Below are 21,098 nucleotides of genomic sequence, written 5' to 3'. Positions count from 1 at the left end.
CCGCCCGAAAGGGGGGCGGGTTTTCGTTTGGGGCGGAGCCTGCCGCCTGTCTCAACGGGGTTTGACAGACTCGTTTTCAAAGCGCACAGTTTTTGGGCATTTTTATCCTGCTTTTCCCGGAGGCCTTGCCCATGGACGTGATCTTTGAACAGCGTGACATTGCCCCTTCCGTCAAGGCCACGCGCGATGGCAGCAACATCACCCTCAGCCTCGAATACCAGACCAATGGGTGGTATGACGAAGATCTGGGGTATTTTCTGTTCGATTACGGCTTCGGCTCTCTCACCTTTGGGGGGCAATACAGCGATGCCTCGGTTGGCGGGGATGATGACGGCTGGATCTATGCCGCGGTCACCGCCACGCTGACGCCGGGCCTTGTGTCAGATGCCGAGGTGCTGTTCCGGCTGGATGCGATTGATCCGTTCGGCACGGTCTTTCCGATCCGCCTTGCGCTGCTGGACGCGGCGGGGCGGCTGGATGGCGGCGACGGGATTGATGCGCTGTTCGGTTCGGAGGGCGATGACACGCTGTGGGGCGGATCGGGGGATGATGCGCTGGACGGTGCTGGCGGCGATGACCGGCTGGAGGGCGGGGCAGGCAGCGACAACCTGCTGGGCGGGACGGGCCGCGATACCTATGTGATCGACAGTTATGGCGACCGGGTTGTCGATCTGGCCGAGGTCAGCGGCGGGCGCGACACGGTGGAAACTCAGGTCACGTTTCAACTTGCGGGGCCGCAGGTCACCGGCTGGGTGGAGCGTCTGGTGCTGACCGGCAGCGCGGACATCGACGGGTTCGGCAACCGCAGGCCCAATGCGCTGTTCGGCAACGAGGGCGCCAACCATCTGGAAGGGCGCGGCGGGCGGGACCGGCTGGATGGCGGCGCCGGGGCCGACACGCTGAGCGGCGGCGAGGGCGCCGACAAGTTCCAGTTCCGCGATGCGCTTGGCGCCGAGAATGTGGACAAGATCCTGGATTTCGACACGCGCGACGATCTGATCCAGCTCGACAATGCGGTGATGGCGGCGCTCAGTCCGGCGGGGACGATGCTCAGCTATGTGATGTTCACCGCCAATGCGGAGGGCGTGGCGCTGGATGACAATGACCGGATCATTTACGAGACCGATACCGGCCTGCTGTCCTATGATGCCGATGGCACGGGCGAGGGCGCGGCTGTGGTGTTTGCCCGGATGACGCCGGAACTGGCGCTGAACTGGGCGGATTTCTGGGTGATCTGAGGCTCAGGCGACGCCGATGCCGCGCAGGATCATCGTCTTCACGCTGTCCTTTGCGGCTTTCCATTGCCGGTCGCTTAACGGTTTACCGCCGTTGAGCGTCTGGATCTGATGACCGAAATCGGCGTAATGCTGGGTGGTGGCCCACAGCATGTAGAGCAGGTGATCGGGGTTGACCGGGGCCATCTTGCCCTCGTCGATCCAGCGCTGGATCAGGGCGGCGCGGCCCTTCGTCCAGTCGCGCAGCGTGGTTTCCAGATAGTCCTGGATCACCGGCGCGCCGTGCATCACCTCTGACGCCCAGACCTTTGACCCATCGGGGTGGCGGCGCGAGATTTCCATCTTGGCGTCGATATAGGCGCCGATGCCTTCGGCCGGGCCGGGGGCATTGTCCATGCTGTCGGCGGCGTGCAGCCAGATTTCAAAGATGTTCTGCACCACCCGGCGATAGAGGTCTTCCTTGGTTGCAAAATAATAGTGCAGGTTCGCCTTGGGCAGCCCGGCCATATCGGCGATCAACTGCATGGTGGCCCCGCCAAACCCCGCCTCTGCAAAGACTTTTTCCGCTGCCTGAAGAATGAGCGTTTCATTCATCGCGCGGATTTCGGTGCGCTTCAGCGGGCGGGGGGGCTCTGTCATCTGCGTTCTGTCTCACCCTTGGGTCAGAGATTTTCGTTGACCGTTTGGTCAGGGCGTATAGCCTTCCTTCTGACCATATGGTCAGGAAAAGATTCGCCGCAAGGGGCATGAAGACCCCATCTGACAGCGGCAGGGAGATGGATATGTCGGCACCTGGCGAGAACCTCAGGATCAATTCCGCACGTCTGTGGGACAGCCTTGACCAGATGGCGCAGATCGGGCCGGGCGTGGCGGGCGGCTGCAACCGGCAGACGCTGACCGACGCCGACAACGCCGGTCGCCACCTGTTCAAGGACTGGTGCGAAGCGGCGGGGATGACCATGGGGGTGGATACCATGGGCAACATGTTCGCCACCCGCGCCGGCACCGACCCCGCGGCGCTGCCGGTCTATATGGGCAGCCATCTGGATACGCAGCCGACCGGCGGGCGCTATGACGGCGTGCTGGGCGTGCTGGGCGCGCTGGAGGTGGTGCGGTCACTGAACGATCTGGGCATCAGGACCAAACACCCGATCGTGGTGACGAACTGGACCAACGAGGAGGGCGCGCGCTTTGCCCCCGCCATGCTGGCCTCGGGCGTGTTCGCCGGGCTGCACACGCAGGACTATGCCTATGGCCGCACCGATCTGGAGGGCAAGCGCTTTGGCGACGAACTGGCCCGCATCGGCTGGGTCGGGGATGAGCCGGTCGGCGCCCGCAAGATGCACGCCATGTTCGAGCTGCATATCGAGCAGGGCCCGATTCTGGAGGCCGAGGGCAAGACCATCGGTGTGGTGACCCATGGGCAGGGCCTCTGGTGGCTGGAGATCACCCTGACCGGCAAGGATGCCCATACCGGCTCGACCCCGATGAACATGCGGGTGAATGCGGGGCTGGGCATGGCGCGGATCACCGAGCGGGTGCATCAGATCGCCATGAGCCACCAGCCCAATGCGGTGGGCGCGGTGGGGCAGGTGACGGTTTTCCCCAACTCGCGCAATGTGATCCCCGGCAAGGTGGTGTTCACCGTGGACATCCGCAGCCCCGAACAGGCCAAGCTGGATGCGATGCGCGCCGAGGTGGAGCGCGCGGCCCATGCGGTGGCGGCGGAGCTGGGTCTTGGATGCAGCATCGAGCCGGTCGGGCATTTCGACCCGGTGACCTTTGATCCGGCGCTGGTGCAGGTGGTGCGCGGGGCGGCGGAGAGGCTGGGCTACAGCCACATGGACATCGTTTCTGGCGCCGGGCACGACGCCTGCTGGATCAACCGCGTGGCGCCGACGGTGATGGTGATGTGCCCCTGTGTGGGCGGGCTGAGCCATAACGAGGCCGAGGAGATTTCGCCGGAATGGGCTGCGGCGGGGGCGGATGTGCTGCTGCACGCGGTGCTTGAGGTGGCAGAAGTGGTCGCCTGACGGCGGCCCCCGGGGCTTTGCCCCGGACCCCAGAGTATTTGGGCCAGGATGAAGGCCATTCGGATAAGGGAAATGGGCATGGCAAGCACGGTCATCAAGGGCGGAACGGTGGTCACGGCGGATCTCAGCTATGAGGCCGATGTGAAGATCGAGGGCGGCGTGATTGTGGAAATCGGCCGCGATCTGAAGGGCGATACGGTGCTGGATGCGGCGGGCTGCTATGTGATGCCCGGCGGGATCGACCCGCATACGCATCTGGAAATGCCGTTCATGGGCACCTACAGCGCGGATGATTTCGAAAGCGGCACGCGGGCGGCGCTGGCCGGGGGCACCACGATGGTGGTGGATTTCGTGCTGCCGGGGCAGGGCCAGGGGCTGATGGATGCGGCGCAGATGTGGCACAACAAGTCGGGCCGGGCGCATTGCGATTATTCCTTCCACATGGCGATCACCTGGTGGGGTGAAAAAGTGTGGGAAGACATGGCGTTGAGTGTGCAGGCGGGCATCACCTCGTTCAAGCACTTCATGGCCTACAAGGGCGCGCTGATGGTGAATGACGACGAGCTGTTCGCGTCGTTCCGCCGGGTGGGCGATCTGGGCGGGCTGGCGATGGTGCATGCCGAGAATGGTGATGTTGTGGCGGAACTGACGGCCAAGCTGCTGGCCGAGGGCAATATCGGGCCGGAAGCCCATGCCTATAGCCGCCCGCCGCAGGTGGAGGGCGAGGCGACCAACCGCGCGATCATGATCGCCGACATGGCGGGGGTGCCGCTATATGTGGTGCATACCTCTTGCGAGGAGGCGCATGAGGCGATCCGGCGCGCCAAGGCGGCGGGCAAGCGGGTGTGGGGCGAGCCGTTGATCCAGCATCTGACGCTGGATGAAAGCGAATATTTCCACCCCGATTGGGATCATGCCGCGCGGCGCGTGATGTCGCCGCCGTTCCGGGCGAAAAGCCATCAGGACAGCCTGTGGGCCGGGTTGCAATCGGGCAGCCTGAGCTGTGTGGCGACCGATCACTGCGCCTTCACCACGGAGCAAAAACGCTTTGGTCTCAAGAGCTTCGCGCAGATTCCGAATGGCACGGGCGGGCTGGAGGACCGGCTGCCGATGCTGTGGACCCATGGGGTGGGCACGGGGCGGCTGACGCCGAACGAGTTTGTGGCGGTGACCAGCACCAATATCGCCAAGATCCTGAACCTTTATCCGAAGAAGGGCGCGGTTCTGGTGGGGGCGGATGCGGATCTGGTGGTCTGGGATCCGGCGAAGGAGAAGGTGATTTCTGCCGAGGCGCAGCAATCTGCCATTGATTACAACGTGTTCGAAGGCAAAGCTGTGAAGGGCCTGCCGCGGTTCACCCTGACGCGGGGCCGCGTGGCGGTGGCGGAGGGTGCGGTGCAGGGGCAGGAAGGCTGGGGCCAGTTCGTGGGCCGCGCGCCGCGTCCGGCGGTGAACCGGGCACTTTCGGCCTGGAAAGAGCTGACGGCGCCGCGCCCGGTGGTGCGGTCGGGCATTCCGGCGACGGGGGTTTGATGGCGCGGGCCTTGCCAGACCGGCGCGGGGGCTCAGGGCACCAGCGCCTCAAGCTCGGGCAGCAGGATCACGCTTTCTTGTTCGTGCGGATCGGTGCGGGAAATGACCGCGCGCGCCTCACCCGGTCCGGGGTTCAGCGGCAGATGCGGCATGTCGGCGGGGATGTAGAGCAGCTCTCCTGCCGAGATTTCCATCCTGTTTTCAAGGGATTGCCCCCAGAACATGATGGTCGTGCCTTCCAGCATGTAGATCGCGGTTTCGTGGGTGGCGTGTTTGTGGGCCTTGGCGCGGCCCCCGGGCGGGATGGTGAGCAGGTGCATGCAGATCGCCTGCGCGCCGGTGGTTTCGCGGGCGATGCCTTCGAAATAAGAGAACCCCTGTTTGCCGGCATAGGTGGCGGCGGCGCTGGGGCGGAGTTTCTGGCATTGGGTCATGGCGGGCCTCGGGTTCGGGGGGCTGACGGAATGCTAGCAGATCAAGGGATTGCGGCCAATCGGGCCGGGGAGTGCGCATGAAGGATATGGCGGGCAGCGGGGCGCCGGTGATCGAGGCGCGCGGGCTGGATCTGGTGTTCCAGACCGGCGACGGGCCGGTGCAGGCGTTGAAAGATGTCAACCTGTTGATCAACAAGGGGGATTTCGTCAGTTTCATCGGGCCGTCTGGCTGTGGCAAGACCACCTTCCTGCGTTGCATTGCGGCACTGGAACATCCGACCGGCGGCACGTTGACGGTGAACGGGATGACGCCGGAACAGGCCCGGAAATCAAGGGCTTATGGCTATGTCTTTCAGGCGGCGGGGCTGTATCCGTGGCGCACCATTGCGGGCAATATCCGCCTGCCGCTGGAGATCATGGGGTTTTCGCGCGACGAACAGGAAGCGCGCGTGAAGAACGTGTTGCAACTTGTTGATCTGGAAGGGTTTGGCAAGAAGTTCCCCTGGCAGCTTTCCGGCGGGATGCAGCAGCGGGCCAGCATCGCGCGGGCGCTGGCCTTCGATGCCGACATCCTGCTGATGGACGAACCCTTTGGCGCGCTGGATGAAATCGTGCGCGATCACCTGAACGAAGAGCTGTTGAAGCTTTGGGCGCGGACCGGGAAAACCATTGGATTCGTGACACATTCCATCCCGGAGGCGGTGTATCTGTCCACCAAGATCGTGGTGATGTCGCCGCGTCCGGGGCGGATTACCGATGTGATCGAAAGCCCGCTGCCGAAGGAGCGGCCGCTGGATATCCGCGATTCGCGGGAATTCATCGAGATCGCGCATCGGGTGCGCGACGGGCTGCGCGCGGGGCATGGCGATGAGATTTGACGGGGGGTGCCATCTGTACACCGGGGGTACACCGGGCGTGCTGCATCGGTCGGGCGGTTTTTCCCGTGGCCGAGCGGGGCGAGCCCTCACCCCGGCCCTCTCCCCCGTGGGGGAGAGGGAGGCGCGCCTGGGATGGCGGGTGTTGCGCGCGGCGGGGGTGAGCCGTTCCTCGACCCTTCCCCTGAGCAGGGGGGGGGAGCGGTGCCCGGTCGGACAGGGCTGGGCTGAGTGGATGGGGGGCGACCCCTCACCCCGGCCCTCTCCCCCGGAGGGGAGAGGGAGGCGCGCCCGGGATGGCGGGCGTTGCGTGAGGCGGGGGTGAGCCGTTCCTCGACCCTTCCCCTGAGCAGGGGGCGGGAGTGGTGCCCGGTCGGACAGGGCTGGGCTCTGTGGATGGGGGGGCAGTGGTGATGCGGTCGATTGTGCCGATCCTGACCGTGGTCGCGGTGATCCTTGGGCTGTGGTATCTGGCGGCGGTGCGGCTGAATGCGACCTGGGTCTATGATCAGGCGGCGCGCGACGGCGTGACGGTCAGCTTTGCCGAACTGGTGCCGATGACGTGGAGCCAGGAGCGGCCCGTGTTGCCTGCGCCGCATCAGGTGGCGAAGGGGCTGTATGACGGGCTGTTCGGGCAGAAGATCACCTCGAAACGCAGCCTCGTCTATCACGGCTGGGTGACGTTGAGCGCCACGCTGCTGGGCTTTGGCTTCGGGTCGGTGGCGGGGATCTTGCTGGCGGTGGGCATCGTCTACAACCGGGCGATGGACATGAGCGTGATGCCCTGGGCGATTGCCAGCCAGACCATCCCGATTCTGGCGATTGCGCCGATGATCATCGTGGTGCTGAACTCGATGGGGGTGACGGGGATCGTGCCGAAGGCGATCATCTCGGCTTACCTCAGCTTCTTTCCGGTGGTGGTGGGCATGGTGAAGGGGCTGCGCAGCCCCGATGCGATGCAGTTGGATCAGTTGCGCACCTGGAATGCGGGCGGGTTTGACAGTTTTGCCAAGCTGCGGCTGCCGTCCTCGATGCCCTATCTGTTCGCCTCGTTGAAGGTGGGGGTGGCGGCATCGCTGGTGGGCACGATTGTCGGGGAGTTGCCGACCGGGGCGGTGGCGGGTCTGGGGTCGCGGCTGCTGTCGGGCAGCTATTACGGGCAGACGGTGCAGATCTGGGCGGCGCTGTTCGCGGCGGCCTTCGTGGCGGCGGGGCTGGTGGCGATCATCGGCGCGGTGGAGCGGGTGGTGCTGAAGCGGATGGGGATGGCGCGATGATCGGGCTTGGGGTGCAGGCGGTGCTTGTCGCGGCGGGCTTTGCGCTGGATTGGCGGCTGGGGCTGTTGCTGGCGCTGTGGTTCGGGGCCTGGACGCTGAATGCCGGGCTGGCCGAAGGGCGCGGGCCCTGGGTGCGGCGGCTGGTGCCTGCGGTGTTCGGGATCACGCTGCTGGTGTTGTGGCAGATGGCGGTGCGGTTGTTCGAGATTTCGCCGGTGATCCTGCCGGCGCCGAGCGACATCTGGGCGCAGATCATCGGCAGCCTGCCCACGCTGGGCGCGGATTTCGTGCAGACCTTCGTGAAAGGTGCGCTGTCGGGGTATCTGATCGGCTGTGGGGCGGCTGTGGGGGTGGCGATCCTCATCGACCGTTCGCCGTTCTTGCAGCGCGGGTTGCTGCCGGTGGGGAATTTTGTCGCCGCCCTGCCCATTGTCGGCATCGCGCCGATCATGGTGATGTGGTTCGGGTTCGACTGGCACTCGAAAGCGGCGGTGGTGGTGGTCATGGTGTTCTTTCCGGTGCTGGTGAACATGGTGGCCGGGCTGAAGGCGACCGACAGCATGCAGCGCGATCTGATGGCGACCTATAGTGCCAGCTACGGGCAGGCGCTGGTCAAGCTGCGGCTGCCGGCGGCGATGCCCTTTCTGTTCAACGGGTTGAAGATTGCCACGACGCTGGCGTTGATCGGCGCGATTGTGGCGGAGTTCTTTGGCTCTCCCATCGTGGGGATGGGGTTTCGGATCACGGCAGAGATCGGGCGGCTGGGGCTGCCGATGATCTGGGCCGAGATTGCCGTTGCGGCGCTGGCAGGTTCGGCCTTCTATGGGCTTGTCGCGCTGATCGAGAAACGGGTGACTTTCTGGCACCCGTCGCAGAGACGTTAATCAAACCGGGGCAAACCCGGGCAACTTGGAGGTTGACCATGAAGTATACGATTTCGGCGGCACTGGCGTTTGCGCTTTCGGCGGTGGCGGCGCAGGCCGAGGATGTGACGCTCCAGCTCAAATGGGTGACGCAGGCGCAGTTTGCCGGGTATTTTGTCGCCAAGGACAAGGGGTTCTTCGAGGAAGAGGGGCTGAACGTCACCATCCTGCCGGGCGGGCCGGATGTGGCGCCGACGCAGGTGATTGCGGGCGGTGGCGCGGATGTGGTGATCGACTGGATGCCCTCGGCGCTGGCGGCGCGCGAAAAGGGGCTGGCGCTGGTGAACATCGCGCAGCCGTTCAAATCCTCGGGCATGATGCTGACTTGCCTGAAGGAATCGGGCGTTTCGACCCCGGCGGATTTCAAGGGCAAGACGCTGGGTGTGTGGTTCGGGGGGAACGAGTATCCGTTCCTGAACTGGATGAACAAGCTGGGGCTGAAGACCGACGGCAGCGATGTCACCGTGCTGAAGCAGGGCTTCAACGTCGATCCGTTGTTGCAGAAGCAGGCGGCCTGTATCTCGACCATGACCTATAACGAATATTGGCAGGTGATCGACGCAGGCGTGAAGCCTGAGGATCTGGTGACCTTCAAGTATGAGGATGAGGGCGTGGCGACGCTGGAGGACGGGCTTTATGTCATGGAAGACAAGCTCAAGGACCCGGCGTTCGAGGAGAAGATGGTGAAATTCGTGCGCGCCGCGATGAAGGGCTGGAAATACGCCGAGGCGAACCCGGATGAGGCGGCGATGATCGTGCTGGAGAATGACGAGACCGGCGCGCAGACCGAACTGCACCAGAAGCGCATGATGGGCGAGATTGCCAAGCTGACCGCGGGCTCGAACGGCGCGCTGGTCGAGGCGGATTACGAGCGCACGGTGGCGGCGCTGATGTCGGGCGGGTCTGACCCGGTGATCACCAAGGCGCCGGAAGGGGCCTGGACCCATGCGATCACCGACAAGGCGTTGCAGTAAGCGGCGTTGCTGCGGGCTGAGCGGTCTGGCCCTGCGGCGGGAGCGGGCGTGAGCCGGATCGAATGACAGGGCGCGCCGGGCAACCGGCGCGTCTTTTTGCTTGCGGGGGCTTTGCCCCCGTCGCGCGATGCGCGACTCCCCCGGGTGTTGGCAAAGAAGAAGGGGGGGGCCGCGCTGTTCGGCGCCGTCATGGGGCCTCGCTGAGGCGGAATGGCAGGGCGAGGGCAGCGGTCGGGCGTCCGGTCCTGTGCGGGGATTGCAGTGTCAAACCATGGGATCGAACAGCCGGTCTTGCAGGTCGGGCGTGTCGGCTGGCGCAGGCTGTCCAGCTATCACGCTGGATTCACGGAAGGAATCCTTTTGACCGATTTGTGCGACAGAGCCTGTCGGCCCTAAATTTCTTCGCATCCCCCCCTTGCACGTGCATCCGTCATTGGCTAAACACCGCGGCACGGTTGGGGCGTCGCCAAGTGGTAAGGCAGCGGTTTTTGGTACCGCCATACCTAGGTTCGAATCCTAGCGCCCCAGCCAATCAAAATTTCCATTAAATTCAATAGTTTAATAGAGCGCATCTCGCGCCGTCTGCAGCGCATTTCCGGCCTGTGGGTCCGTCTTGCCGGTATGCTGGCGGCTTTGGCCGGGAAGAAGGGGCGTGGCTTCGGGAGACTGGTGGCACCCGCATCGCGCAACGGGGATCCTGGGTCTGGCCTGCTGGCAGCAAAACCTGCGGCAGGCCGGAATTTGCTTTTCAGGGCGTTGTAAACTTTTGCCACGGGTGTAAATCGGTAAGGATGGCGGGGGGGGGTGCGATGGGGTTGAATGCCTTGACCGGAAGCCGGGTGCGCGAGCGGCGGTTGGCGCTGGGATTGCGTCAGGCGGATGTGGCGCGGGGGGCGGGAATCTCGGCCTCCTACCTCAATCTGATCGAACATAACCGGCGGCGGGTGGCGGGCGAGGTGCTGACGCGTCTGGCGCGGACGCTGGCGGTGGAGCCGGAGGCGCTGGCCGAGGGCAGCGAAGGCGCGCTGGCGGTCAGTCTGCGGGCGGCGGCCGGCGAGGATGGCGGGGCCGAGGTCGAGCGGCTGGAGGAATTTGCCGGGCGCTTTCCCGGCTGGGCCGGGGTGACGGCGGGGTTGCAGCGCCGGGTGGAGGGGCTGGAGCGGGCGGTGGCGGCTTTGAGCGACCGCATCGCCCATGACCCGCATCTGAGCCTTGCGCTGCATGAGGTGCTGTCGGCGGTGAGTTCGGTGCGCTCCACCTCGGCCATTCTGGCGGAGACGGAGGATATCGAGCCGGAATGGCGCGCGCGGTTCCATGCCAATCTGCATGACGACAGCGAGCGGCTGGCGCGGGGGGCCGAGGCGCTGGTGGCCTATCTGGACGGATCGGAGCAGGAGCGGGCGGGCGGAGGCGTGGCCTCGCCCGAAGAGGAGGTGGATGGCTGGCTGGCGGCGCGCGGCTGGCATCTGGCCGAGGTGGAAGCCGGGGGCGATGGCGCGGCGGCGATCGCGGCGCTGTCTTCGGGGGCGGCGCGCGATCTGGCCCGGGCGCATGTGATGCAGGCGCAGGCCGATGTGGCGGCGCTGCCGCTGGCGCCGTTTCGCGCGGCGCTGGCGCGGCTGGGGCCGGACCCTTTGGTGCTGGCGGCGGAACTGGGCGGCGATGTGGTGCAGGTGATGCGGCGGCTGGCGACGCTGCCCGGCGCCCCCGAGGGGCTGGTGATCTGCGATGCGGCGGGGGCGCTGATCTTCCGCAAGCCCGCGGAGGGGTTTCAGCCGCCACGGCTGGGGGCGGCCTGTGCGCTCTGGCCGCTGTTTGCCGCACTGGCCCGACCGATGGCGCCGCTGGAGGCGCGGCTGGAGATGACTGGGCGCGGCGGGCGGCGGTTTCTGGCGCGGGCCTGGTGCCAGACGCGGCATCCGGGGGGCTTTGGCGGGGTGGAGGTGCGGGCGGCGGCGATGCTGCTGGTGCCGGAGCCTGCGGCGGGCGGCGGGCCGCGTGCGCTGCGTGTGGGGCCAACCTGCCGCATCTGCACCGAGCGCGACTGCCCGGCGCGGCGCGAAACCTCGATCCTGAGCGAGGCGCCGGGGTTGCGGGGCTGAGCGGGGGGCACTTTGGTTGGGCTGGTATGGCGGGGGTGGGCTGTGGCATCGGCAGGGCGAGACGGGTTTTGACAGCGGGCAGTTTTCCGCCGATAGTCGCCACCGGGGGCTGCCTTCGGGCAGGCAGGGACGAGACCGGAGGAGCGGGATGGTGGCACGACATGCCATGCTCATCGAGGACGAGCCGAATATCGCCGAGGCGATCCGCTTTTTGCTGCGCCGGGATGGCTGGGAGGTCACGACGCTGGGCGATGGCGGGGTGGCCGAGGCGCGGGTGCGCGAACAGCGGCCCGATCTGGTGATCCTGGATCTGATGTTGCCGGGGCGATCGGGGATCGAGATCCTGGAGGCGCTGCGCGCCACGCCCGATACGGCCGGCCTGCCGGTGATGATGCTGACCGCCAAGGGGCAGGGCCGCGACCGCGAGGCGGCAGAGCGGGCGGGGGCCGATCTGTTCATGGCCAAGCCGTTTTCCAATGCCGAATTCGTGGCGGCGGCGCGTTCGCTGATCCGGGCATGAAGCGGCGCTCGCCGGTGTTTCTGGCGCGGCGCAGCTATCGGCTGCGGCGGATCCGCGATGCCGCGCGGCTGTTGCCGGTGGCGGGCGGGTTTCTGTTCCTGCTGCCGGTGCTCTGGGCGCCTGCGGCCAGCGAGAGCCGGGATACGGCGCCGGATGGTATCTATCTGTTCGGCGTCTGGTTGCTGCTGATCGGGGCTGCGGCGCTGCTGTCGCGGCCGTTGGTGAAGGACAGCGAGGATGCCCCGGCCAGCGCAGAGGAGCGCGGCTGATGCCATTCAACCTGCTGGTGCTGGCCTGCGTCACCTATGTGGCGTTCCTGTTCCTTGTGGCCTTTGTGGTGGAGCGCAAGGCGGCGCGGGGTGCTGCGCGCTGGCTGCGGTCACCCGTCGTCTATACGCTGTCGCTGAGCATCTATTGCACGGCCTGGACGTTTTACGGCGCGGTGGGCTATGCGGCGCGCAGCGGGCTAGAGTTTCTGACGATCTATCTGGGGCCGACGCTGGTGTTCATCGGCTGGTGGTGGATCCTGCGCAAGCTGGTGCATATCGGGCGGCAGCAGCGGGTGACCTCGATCGCCGACATGATCTCCAGCCGCTATGGCAAATCCAACCTGCTGGGGGTCATCGTCACGGTGATCTGCGTCTTTGCCGCAACCCCCTATATCGCGCTGCAACTGCAATCGGTGACGCTGAGCTTTGGCGTGTTCGCGGCGGCGGGCACCTATGGCTGGGCGATGCCCGACACCAATTCCACCGCGCTTTGGGTGGCGGCAGGGTTGACGCTGTTCACCATCCTGTTCGGCACGCGCAATCTGGATGCCAACGAGCAGCATACCGGCGTGGTGACCGCCATCGCGGTGGAGGCGGTGGTGAAGCTGCTGGCGCTGCTGGCGGTGGGAATTTTCGTTGTGTGGTTCGTGGCCTCGGGCCCCGCGGATATTGTGGCGCGCATCCATGCGTCGTCGATTTCGGACTGGGAACTGGTGCCGTCGCGCTGGGCGGGGTTCACGCTGCTATCGGGGGCGGCGGTGATCACGCTGCCGCGGATGTTTCAGGTGCTGGTGGTGGAAAACAGTGACGAGCGGCATCTGGCGACGGCGAGCTGGGCCTTTCCGCTGTATCTGCTGGCGATGAGCCTGTTCGTGGTGCCCATCGCCGTGGTCGGGCTGGAGGTGATGCCGACAGGCGCCAATCCCGACCTGTTCGTGCTGACGCTGCCGCTCAGCCAGGGGCAGGGCGCGCTGGCGATGCTGGCGTTTCTGGGCGGGTTTTCCTCGGCCACCTCGATGGTGATCGTGGCGTCGATTGCGTTGGCGACCATGGTGTCGAACCATGTGGTGATGCCGCTGTGGCTGTCGTTGCGGCCGGCGCAATCGGTGTCGGGCGATGTGCGGCGGCTGGTGCTGCTGTCGCGGCGGCTGTCGATTGCCGGGGTGCTGGGGCTGGGGTATCTGTATTACTCGCTGTCGGGCGGGTCTTCGGCGCTGGCCGCCATCGGGCTGATTTCCTTTGTGGGCGTGGCGCAGATGCTGCCCGCGATGCTGGGCGGCATCTTCTGGCGCGGCGCCACGCGCAATGGCGCGATCTGGGGGCTGGGGATCGGCTTTGCCGTCTGGGTCTATGCGCTGTTCCTGCCCAGCTTTGGCCCGGGTGCGGCGCTGCCCATCGACGTGTTCATGCAGGGGCCGTTCGGGCTGGACTGGCTGCGGCCCTATGCGCTGTTCGGGGTGCAGGGGATGGACCCGATGATCCATGCGCTGTTCTGGAGCCTGACGCTGAACACCACCGCCTTCACGCTGGGCTCGCTGTTCAGCTTTCCGGGGCCAGTGGAGCGGGTGCAGGGGCTGGCCTTCGTCAACGTCTTTGACACCGAGCGCGCCGAGCCGCAGGGCTGGGTGCAGGGCCGGGCCGAACCGGAGGCGCTGCTGGTGATGGCGCAGCGGATTCTGGGCGACGAAGCGGCGCTGGCGTTCTTTGAGGCGCAGGCGCAGGCGCAGGGCAAGGCGGGCTATCTGCCCGATCCGGTGCCCGAATTTCTGGATGCGCTGGAGCGGCGGCTGGCCAGTTCGGTGGGCGCGGCCACAGCCCATGCGATGATCACCGAACTGGCCGGGCGGGCGCGGGTGACAGTGGCGGACCTGATGCGCATGGCGGGCGAGACGGCGCAGATCATGGAATATTCCAGCCAGCTGGAAAGCCAGCGCGAAGAGCTGACCCGCACCGCGCGCCAGTTGCGCGATGCCAACGAAAAGCTGACCCAGCTTTCGGTGCAGAAGGATGCGTTCCTGAGCCAGATCAGCCATGAATTGCGTACGCCGATGACCTCGATCCGGGCGTTTTCCGAGATCATGATGGAGGGCGACATGCCGCCCGAGATGGCAGCGAACTATGCGCGCATCATCAACGAAGAAGCGATCCGGCTGACCCGGCTGCTGGATGACCTGCTGGATCTGGGCGTGCTGGAAAACGGTACGGTGCAGTTGAACCTGAAACTGGCCAATCTGTCGGAACTGATCGAGCGGTCGCTGCGGGCGGCCAGCCACACGCGGCCCGAGCGCAGTTTCACCATCCAGCGCGACCTGCCCGCCGAACAGATCTTTTTGCGGACCGATCCCGACCGGCTGTGTCAGGTGCTGATCAACCTGATTTCCAACGCGCGGAAGTATTGCGATTCGGCGCAGCCGGAACTGCGGCTGGTGGTGCGCCAGCGCGGCGCGCGGGTGATCATCGACGTGATCGACAATGGCACCGGCATCCCGCGTGACAAGCAATCGCTGATCTTCGAGAAATTCGCCCGGCTGACCGACCAGATGCGCGCGGGGGGCGCGGGGCTTGGCCTGGCGATCTGCCGCGAGATCATGGTCAATCTGGGCGGCTCGGTCTCCTATCTGCCCGGGCAGGGCGGCGCGGCCTTCCGGGTGACATTGCCGCTGCGGCTGGAAAAATCGCCCCATGAGCGCGCGGCGTAACCCTTTGGTAAGGGTGTTGTGCCACCACTGATCCTGTTCGACGGCAGGAAGGTCGCAGGTGGATCAGGGTGTGATCAGGCGAAAGCTCGCAGGGGCGCAGGTGGCGCCCTTGGCGGGGGGCGGGGCGGAACGCGCCTGGCCGCTGGCCTTGGCGCGGGCGGCACGGGGGCAGCTTGATCTGGCGGTGGAGGCCGGGCCGGTGCGGGCGGAGCGGCTGTCGCTGACGGAATTGCTGGATCTGCCGCCGGAACGCGCGCTGATCGCGCTGCTGGAAGGCCCGCGCGAGGCGATGGGGGTATTGGTGCTGAGCGCCGAGGTGCTGGCCTCGCTGATCGAGGCACAGACGCTGGGGCGGGTGCTGTCGCAGCCGGTGGTGGCGCGCAAACCGACGCGGACCGATGCGGCGATGGTGGCCGATCTGATCGACGCGGCGCTGGAGGAATTGCAGCAGGCACTGCTGGCGGAAGAGGATCTCGTCTGGACTGACGGGTTTCGCTACAGCTCGGTGCTGGACGGGGCGCGGCCCTTGGCGCTGATGCTGGAGGATGCGGCCTTCAAGGTGCTGCGCTGCGAGTGCGAGCTGGGCGGGGCGCGCAAGGGCGGGCTGATTCTGGCGCTGCCCGCCGAGGGGCATGGCCGGCGCCCGCATCGTGCGGCGCCGCTGCCCGGCCCGGACCCTGCGCAGGAAGACCAGTTCAGCGCGGCCCTGGCGCAAGAGGTGATGGAGGCGGAGGCGGAGCTGATCGCCGTGCTGGGCCGGGTGCGGCTGCCGTTGTCGGGGGCGCTGGCGCTGCGGGTGGGCGATCTGCTGCCGCTGACCGGCGCGGCGCTGGACGGGGTGGAGCTGACGGGGCGCGACGGACGGGGGCTGGCGCAGGGCAAGCTGGGCCAGCAACGCGGGATGCGGGCGCTGCGGCTGACCGAAACGCAAGGCACGCGCGGTGCGGGGGCGGCGGTGACGGTGCCGCAGCGCCCGGCAGAGCCGCCGCTGCCCTTGCCGCGCGCGGCCAGCGCATGAGCCTGTGGCGCGGGTTGTTACGCCTGTTCCAGCGTCGGGCGCAGCCAGTCGAGGCTGTAGCCGAAGCGGGCGGGGATGCCGATCAGCTCGTCAGCGCTCATCTGCCCGGCATGGGCCAGCGCCCAGACCACAGAAGAGCGGTTGCCCGAGGCGCAATAGGCGAAGACCGGGCCGGGGCTGGCGGTGATCGCGGCGCGCTGTGCGGTGATGTTGTCTTCGGTCAGGGCGCCGCCGATCACCGGATTGGCGACGAAGGTCAGCCCCAGCGCCTCGGCGGCGGCGCGCATCGTGTCGCTGTGCAGCGCACCGGGGATTTCGGCATCGGGGCGATTGTTGATGACCGTCACATAGCCCGCGGCCTTGATCTGCGGCAGATCCTCGGGGGTGATCTGGGGCGAGACGGCATAGGTCGGGGTCAGGGCGCGGATATCCATGGGGCGGACCTTCAGGCTGGCAGCCGGTCAAGCCGGCGGCGGATAACGGGTGCGGCCACCATACCCGCCGCCATGGCGAGAAGGAAGAGCCCGCCGCCCCAGCCGCCAAAGCTCAGCGACGCCAGCGCCGGGCCAGGGCACAGCCCGACCAGCCCCCAGCCCGCGCCGAACATCAGCGAGCCGAGGATGAGCCCGTGGTCCAGCCTCGGTTCCGGCCGGGGCGGGAAGGGCGTGCCCAGCCGCGAGACGCCGCGCCGGGCCGCCACGCGCCAGGCGACGGCCATGGGCAGGATCGCGCCGCCCATCACGAAGGCCAGCGTCGGATCCCAGGCGCCGAACACATCCAGCCAGCCCTGCACCTTCACCGTATCCACCATGCCCGACACCAGCAGCCCGGCCCCGAACAGCCCGCCCGACAGCGCGGCAAACAGCGACCGCAGCATCAGATCACCCCCCAGACATGGCGGAACAGCGCAACGGTCAGCCCGCCCGCCAGAATGTAGAACACCGTGGCGACGATGCCGCGCGGCGCCAGCCGCGAGATGCCGCAGACCCCATGCCCCGAGGTGCAGCCATTGGCCAGCCGCGTGCCGATCCCGGTCAGCAGCCCGCCGATCACGATCACCACCGGGTTGGGGGTGATATGCGTATCGACGACGGTATAAAGCGGCACGATCAGCAGCGGCACCAGCACGAGGGCGGCCAGAAAGCTGAGCCGTTCGGTCCAGTGCCGCCAATCGCTGCCATCCAGCATCCCGCCCAGAATGCCCGAGGCGCCCATGATCCGGCCATTGACCAGCAGATACAGCGCCCCGGCGCTGCCGATCATCAGGCCCCCTGCAAAGCCGTGCAGCCAATCCTGTGGTATCATCGCGCGTCCCGTTCCTGTGTCAGATCCCGTTCACCGGCACCTTGAGGTAGCTGATGCCATTCTCCTCCGGTTCCGGCATCTGCCCCGCGCGCATGTTGACTTGCAAGGAGGGAATGATCAGCCGCGGCATCGCCAGCGTCGCGTCGCGGGTTTCGCGCATCGCCACGAAATCCGCCTTCGACCGCCCGGCGCCGACATGGATGTTGCGCGCCTTCTGCTGGCCGACCGTGCTTTCCCAGGCGTAATCGTCGCGCCCCGGTGCCTTGTAGTCATGGCCGACGAAGATGCGGGTGGTATCGGGCAGGCTGAGGATCTTTTGCACGGAATCGAACATCACCTCGGCGGAGCCGCCGGGGAAATCGCAGCGCGCGGTGCCGAAATCGGGCATGAACAGCGTGTCGCCGACGAAAGCGGCATCGCCGATCACATAGGTCAGGCAGGCGGGGGTATGGCCGGGGGTGTGCAACACCTCGCCGCGCAGATGGCCGATCGTCAAGACATCGCCTTCATGGAACAGCCGGTCGAACTGCGAGCCGTCGCGCTGGAACCGCGTGCCTTCGTTGAAGATCTTGCCGAAGGTTTCCTGCACCACGGTGATGCGGTCGCCGATGCCGATCTGGCCGCCCAGCCGTTCCTGGATATAGGGCGCGGCGGACAGGTGATCGGCATGGACATGGGTTTCGAGAACCCATTGCAGATCAAGGCCCTGATCCCGGATGAAGGCGATCACCGCATCGGCGGAGCGGGTGTCGGTGCGGCCCGAAGGATAGTCGAAATCCAGCACGCTGTCGATCACGGCGCAGGCGCGCCCCTCGGGGTCCTGCACGACATAGGTGATGGTGTTGGTCGCCTCGTCAAAGAAGGCGTGGACCTTGGGGGGAAGCGGGGACGACATGGGGGCCTCTTTCGCTACGGTACTGCGAGATATAGGGTAGGGGATATATATTGCAAGTTTTGAATGTGAGTTTCCGCCCCGCCTTGACCTGTATCAAGGCAGGGCGCTGCGGGATGGTTAGCATGGCGGGGCGAACATGGAGGAGACGACGATGACCACGGTATTTGAACGCCCCGTTGCCGAACGCAAGGCACAGCTTGAGGCCCGTATGGCGGAACTGCGCGCCCGCATGGCCGAGATCGACACGGAACTGGACAGCCACAACGCGCAGGACTGGGAAGAACTGGCGGTGGAGCGGGAAGGTGACGAGGTGCTGGAAGGCATGGGCCTTTCTGCCCAATCCGAAATCCGCGCCATCGAGGCGGCGTTGGAGCGGGTGGAGGCCGGAGACTACGGCTATTGCACCAAATGCGGGACGAAGATTGCCGAGGACCGGCTGGATGTGGTGCCTTACACCCCGTTCTGCCGCAGTTGTGCCCATTGAGCGAGGAGAGCGCCATGACCACGAACACACGGACGACCGCACCGCAGGCTGCCCCGCTGATCGCGCTGCTGGAAGAGATGCAGGCGCTGATGGGGATATTGCCGGTGAAAATCACCCCTACCGCCCCGGTGGAACATGAGGGGCGCGCCGATGTGGTTGCCTCCGAGCAGGATGCGGTGGTCGAGATGGGTTTCGACAACATGCCGGTGTGACGGCGCTGCTTTCGCGCCGAAAAATGCTGAAAAATCAAGGATGACGGGGCGGGCGGGATTGCCAGACGCCCCGTTTTGCCGCTTTACTGTCGTAAAACCTGCATGAGGGGCGGCATGGTGGCGGAAAGCAGTGTGCGGAGCGAGCGGCTGGGGGCTGTGGCGGTGCTGCTGCTGGTGGCGCCGCCGCTCAATCTGCTGAATGCGGCGATGCGCGGGGCGCTGTTGGCGGCGCTGGATGCGGCAGAGGCCGATCCGGGCGCGCGGGCGATTCTGCTGATTGCCGAGGGGCGCAGTTTTCCGGCGGGGATTGATCTGCACGAGTTGGATACGCCGCAACCCGGCCCCGATCTGGCGGACCTGTGCGACCGGGTGGAAGCCTGTACCAAGCCGGTGGTGGCGGCGCTGCATGGCCATGTGCTGGGCGGTGGGCTGGAACTGGCGCTGGCAGCGCATCGGCGGATCGCGCTGGCCGAGTGCCGGCTGGGGCTGCCGCAGGTGGCGCTGGGGCTGGTGCCGGGGGCCGGGGGCACGCAGCGGCTGCCCCGGCTGATCGGGGCGGAAGCGGCGCTGCGGCTGATGCTGGACGGGGCGGCGATCAGCGCGGCAGAGGCGCTGGCGCTGGGGCTTGTCGATCAGGTGGTGGCGCAGGATCTGCCGGAAGCGGCCTATCTGCTGGCGGAAAGTCTGCAGGGTGCGACGCCGCAGCGCACCGGGGCGCGGACCGAAGCGATGCGCGACGGCAAGGCCTATGCGGCGGCGGTGAAGGCGGCGCGGGCGGCCTTGGGGCCGCATCCGACGGCGGCGGCAGAGCGGATCGTCGATTGTGTGGAGGCGGCGCAACTGCTGGCTTTGCCGCAGGGGCTGGCCTTCGAGCGGTCGGCCCATGCCGATCTGCTGGCCCGGCCCGAGGCGGCGGCGCTGCGCCATGCGGTGTTCGCGGAACGGGCGGTGGCGCGCTATCCCGAGGCGGGGGCTATGGCGCATCCGTTGCGGCGGATCGGGGTGGCGGGAGCGGCGCTGGCCGATCAGGCGCTGTTGCTGCTGGAGGCGGGGGTCGATGTGGTGCTGATGGAGCCGCAACGCCCGCTGCTGGTGCAGGCGCTGGAGCGGATCGCGGCGCGGCAGGAGATTGCGGTGGAGCAGGGCGCGCTGGCCCCCGAGGCGCGCGATGCGGCCTGGGCGCGGCTGAGCCCGGCGCTGTCGGCGGCGGCGCTGGCGGAGTGTGATCTGGTGCTGCTGGCCGATGCGGGCCTGTGGCCCGAGGTGGCCGAGGCGGTGCCGCCGGGCGTGGTGCTGGCGCTGACGGCGCGGGCGCCGCTGCCCGAAGGCGCGCGGGGGGCCGATACGCTGGGGTTCCGTTTCGCGGGCGGGCGCTTGGCGGAGGTTGTGGTGGGCGCGCAGACGGCGCCGGGGGCGGTGGCCACGGCCTTTGCGCTGGCGCGGCGGCTGGGGCTGGCCGGGCTGCGGGTGGCGGAACCGGGCGGCGTGGCCGGGCGGGTGATGCTGGCCGGGCGCGCGGCGGCGGAGCATTTGCAGGCGCAGGGCGTGGCGCCCGAGGCGCTGGCGGGGGCTTTGGCGGGCTTTGGTCTGCCCGGTCTGGCGCCGGATGGCGTGGTGCCCGGGCGGGTTGCGCCCAAAGAGGCGGCGCAGATCGTGAACCGCGTGCTGGCGGCCATGGCGAATGAGGGGGCGAAGTTGCTGGGGCAGGGCGTGGTGGCGCGGCCCTCGGCCATCGACTTTGCGCTGATCGCGGCGCAGGGCTTTCCGCGCCACGAGGGCGGGCCGATGTTCTGGGCGGACCGGCGCGGCTTGCTGATCCTGCGGCGCGACCTGAAGGCGTGGGAGGCAGAGGCGCCGGCGATCTGGGGCATCGCCCCGGTTCTGGCCAGCCTTGCCGCGCAGGGCGCGCGGTTTGCGCGGCTGGAGGATCAGGCCAGCAGGATGCCCGAGACGACCAGCATGAGCCCCAGCGCCGAAAGCCCCAGCGCGCCCATGTTCAGCACGACGACGCGCTGAAGCCGCAGCCGCAATTCCTCGTCATCGGCAGAGGATTTGCGGGCTTTCAGCGCCATGAGCACGCACCAGAGCAGCCCGGCAATCCCGGCCAGCGAAACCACGGCGCCGATCATCACGAGCCATTGCATCCTCGGTCTCTCCGTCCCCTTTGGGCGGCGTGCCTGAGGCCGCCGCTCGTGTTTCGCCCCGTCTGGCGCGTGGCGCGGGGCTTTTCAACGGCGTAGCGGAGGGCGGCGGCTCTGGCAAGTGTGCAGTGGCCCGGCGCCGGGCCGCTTGATCCCCTTGAGGCGGGGC

Annotated in this window: 22 protein-coding genes and 1 tRNA gene; 16 read left to right on the top strand and 7 right to left on the bottom strand. The window is 67.2% G+C overall.

What is annotated here, in order from left to right; translation table 11 throughout:
- The first annotated feature begins 131 nt into the window (after nt 1–131).
- Entirely contained in the window at nt 132–1,238 is a 1,107-nt protein-coding gene (locus BMX43_RS05115; RefSeq protein ID WP_139201525.1) for a calcium-binding protein, read from the top strand.
- A 3-nt stretch (nt 1,239–1,241) separates the two neighbouring features.
- On the opposite strand, the gene BMX43_RS05110 is transcribed toward BMX43_RS05115, so the two are convergent.
- Entirely contained in the window at nt 1,242–1,874 is a 633-nt protein-coding gene (locus BMX43_RS05110; protein ID WP_091297948.1) for a TetR/AcrR family transcriptional regulator, read from the bottom strand.
- Between the two features lie 143 nt (nt 1,875–2,017).
- Here BMX43_RS05110 and BMX43_RS05105 point away from each other — a divergent pair, with 143 nt between their 5' ends.
- Both BMX43_RS05105 and hydA read left to right on the top strand, forming a co-directional pair.
- Entirely contained in the window at nt 2,018–3,268 is a 1,251-nt protein-coding gene (locus BMX43_RS05105) for a Zn-dependent hydrolase (RefSeq protein WP_091299028.1), read from the top strand.
- A gap of 78 nt (nt 3,269–3,346) precedes the next feature.
- Nucleotides 3,347–4,801 carry a dihydropyrimidinase gene (gene hydA / locus BMX43_RS05100; protein WP_091299025.1) on the top strand — a complete coding sequence of 485 codons (1,455 nt, stop codon included), beginning with the start codon at nt 3,347–3,349 and terminating at the stop codon, nt 4,799–4,801.
- A gap of 32 nt (nt 4,802–4,833) precedes the next feature.
- Here hydA and BMX43_RS05095 read toward each other — a convergent pair whose 3' ends face one another.
- A complete protein-coding gene (locus tag BMX43_RS05095) occupies nt 4,834–5,235 on the bottom strand; it encodes a cupin domain-containing protein (protein ID WP_091297944.1) in 402 nt (133 codons plus the stop codon).
- A 77-nt stretch (nt 5,236–5,312) separates the two neighbouring features.
- On the opposite strand from BMX43_RS05095, the gene BMX43_RS05090 reads away from it, so the two are divergent.
- From BMX43_RS05090 to BMX43_RS05045, 10 genes are all read left to right on the top strand, one after another.
- On the top strand, nt 5,313–6,113 hold the full coding sequence (locus tag BMX43_RS05090; protein WP_425431775.1) for an ABC transporter ATP-binding protein: 801 nt from the start codon (nt 5,313–5,315) through the stop codon (nt 6,111–6,113).
- Nucleotides 6,114–6,523: 410 nt separating this feature from the next.
- On the top strand, nt 6,524–7,387 hold the full coding sequence (locus BMX43_RS05085; RefSeq protein WP_091299018.1) for an ABC transporter permease: 864 nt from the start codon (nt 6,524–6,526) through the stop codon (nt 7,385–7,387).
- Complete coding sequence (locus tag BMX43_RS05080; protein WP_091297940.1) at nt 7,384–8,271, top strand: ABC transporter permease; 888 nt, start codon at nt 7,384–7,386, stop codon at nt 8,269–8,271. Before BMX43_RS05085 ends, BMX43_RS05080 begins: the two co-directional genes overlap by 4 nt.
- Before the next feature lie 38 nt (nt 8,272–8,309).
- Complete coding sequence (locus BMX43_RS05075) at nt 8,310–9,284, top strand: ABC transporter substrate-binding protein (RefSeq protein ID WP_091297936.1); 975 nt, start codon at nt 8,310–8,312, stop codon at nt 9,282–9,284.
- Between the two features lie 456 nt (nt 9,285–9,740).
- A tRNA-Gln gene (locus tag BMX43_RS05070) sits at nt 9,741–9,815 on the top strand.
- Between the two features lie 278 nt (nt 9,816–10,093).
- A complete protein-coding gene (locus BMX43_RS05065) occupies nt 10,094–11,386 on the top strand; it encodes a helix-turn-helix domain-containing protein (protein WP_091299015.1) in 1,293 nt (430 codons plus the stop codon).
- A gap of 151 nt (nt 11,387–11,537) precedes the next feature.
- Nucleotides 11,538–11,906 carry a response regulator transcription factor gene (locus tag BMX43_RS05060; protein WP_091299011.1) on the top strand — a complete coding sequence of 123 codons (369 nt, stop codon included), beginning with the start codon at nt 11,538–11,540 and terminating at the stop codon, nt 11,904–11,906.
- Complete coding sequence (locus tag BMX43_RS05055; RefSeq protein WP_091297931.1) at nt 11,903–12,175, top strand: hypothetical protein; 273 nt, start codon at nt 11,903–11,905, stop codon at nt 12,173–12,175. Before BMX43_RS05060 ends, BMX43_RS05055 begins: the two co-directional genes overlap by 4 nt.
- Entirely contained in the window at nt 12,175–14,874 is a 2,700-nt protein-coding gene (locus tag BMX43_RS05050) for an ATP-binding protein (RefSeq protein WP_091297929.1), read from the top strand. The genes BMX43_RS05055 and BMX43_RS05050 overlap by 1 nt, the downstream gene beginning before the upstream one ends.
- A gap of 58 nt (nt 14,875–14,932) precedes the next feature.
- The gene (locus BMX43_RS05045) at nt 14,933–15,892 is read left to right on the top strand and encodes a FliM/FliN family flagellar motor switch protein (protein WP_091297926.1); all 960 of its coding nucleotides are present in this window, start codon (nt 14,933–14,935) and stop codon (nt 15,890–15,892) included.
- A gap of 17 nt (nt 15,893–15,909) precedes the next feature.
- Here BMX43_RS05045 and BMX43_RS05040 read toward each other — a convergent pair whose 3' ends face one another.
- Genes BMX43_RS05040 through BMX43_RS05025 form a run of 4 tightly spaced genes read right to left on the bottom strand, consistent with a single transcriptional unit; the run spans nt 15,910 to nt 18,092 of the window.
- Nucleotides 15,910–16,326: a protein tyrosine phosphatase family protein gene (locus tag BMX43_RS05040; protein WP_091297924.1), complete on the bottom strand. Its 417-nt coding sequence runs from the start codon at nt 16,324–16,326 to the stop codon at nt 15,910–15,912.
- A gap of 11 nt (nt 16,327–16,337) precedes the next feature.
- Nucleotides 16,338–16,769, bottom strand: coding sequence for a DUF6691 family protein (locus BMX43_RS05035; protein WP_091297921.1), 432 nt, complete (start codon nt 16,767–16,769; stop codon nt 16,338–16,340).
- Complete coding sequence (locus BMX43_RS05030; RefSeq protein WP_091299008.1) at nt 16,769–17,194, bottom strand: YeeE/YedE family protein; 426 nt, start codon at nt 17,192–17,194, stop codon at nt 16,769–16,771. Before BMX43_RS05030 ends, BMX43_RS05035 begins: the two co-directional genes overlap by 1 nt.
- A 22-nt stretch (nt 17,195–17,216) precedes the next feature.
- The gene (locus BMX43_RS05025; RefSeq protein ID WP_091297918.1) at nt 17,217–18,092 is read right to left on the bottom strand and encodes an MBL fold metallo-hydrolase; all 876 of its coding nucleotides are present in this window, start codon (nt 18,090–18,092) and stop codon (nt 17,217–17,219) included.
- 151 nt (nt 18,093–18,243) lie between these two features.
- Between BMX43_RS05025 and BMX43_RS05020 the strand changes: the two genes are divergently transcribed.
- From BMX43_RS05020 to BMX43_RS05010, 3 genes are all read left to right on the top strand, one after another.
- A complete protein-coding gene (locus BMX43_RS05020; RefSeq protein ID WP_091299004.1) occupies nt 18,244–18,576 on the top strand; it encodes a TraR/DksA family transcriptional regulator in 333 nt (110 codons plus the stop codon).
- A gap of 14 nt (nt 18,577–18,590) precedes the next feature.
- The gene (locus BMX43_RS05015; protein WP_091297915.1) at nt 18,591–18,788 is read left to right on the top strand and encodes a hypothetical protein; all 198 of its coding nucleotides are present in this window, start codon (nt 18,591–18,593) and stop codon (nt 18,786–18,788) included.
- A gap of 117 nt (nt 18,789–18,905) precedes the next feature.
- Complete coding sequence (locus BMX43_RS05010) at nt 18,906–20,804, top strand: enoyl-CoA hydratase-related protein (protein WP_175482025.1); 1,899 nt, start codon at nt 18,906–18,908, stop codon at nt 20,802–20,804.
- On the opposite strand, the gene BMX43_RS05005 is transcribed toward BMX43_RS05010, so the two are convergent.
- Entirely contained in the window at nt 20,717–20,932 is a 216-nt protein-coding gene (locus BMX43_RS05005) for a hypothetical protein (protein ID WP_091297910.1), read from the bottom strand. The genes BMX43_RS05010 and BMX43_RS05005 overlap by 88 nt on opposite strands.
- Nucleotides 20,933–21,098: the final 166 nt, after the last annotated feature.

Origin of the sequence: Gemmobacter aquatilis, from assembly GCF_900110025.1 — a bacterium.
Taxonomy (GTDB): domain Bacteria; phylum Pseudomonadota; class Alphaproteobacteria; order Rhodobacterales; family Rhodobacteraceae; genus Gemmobacter; species Gemmobacter aquatilis.
This window is presented reverse-complemented; position numbering and strand designations above follow the sequence as displayed.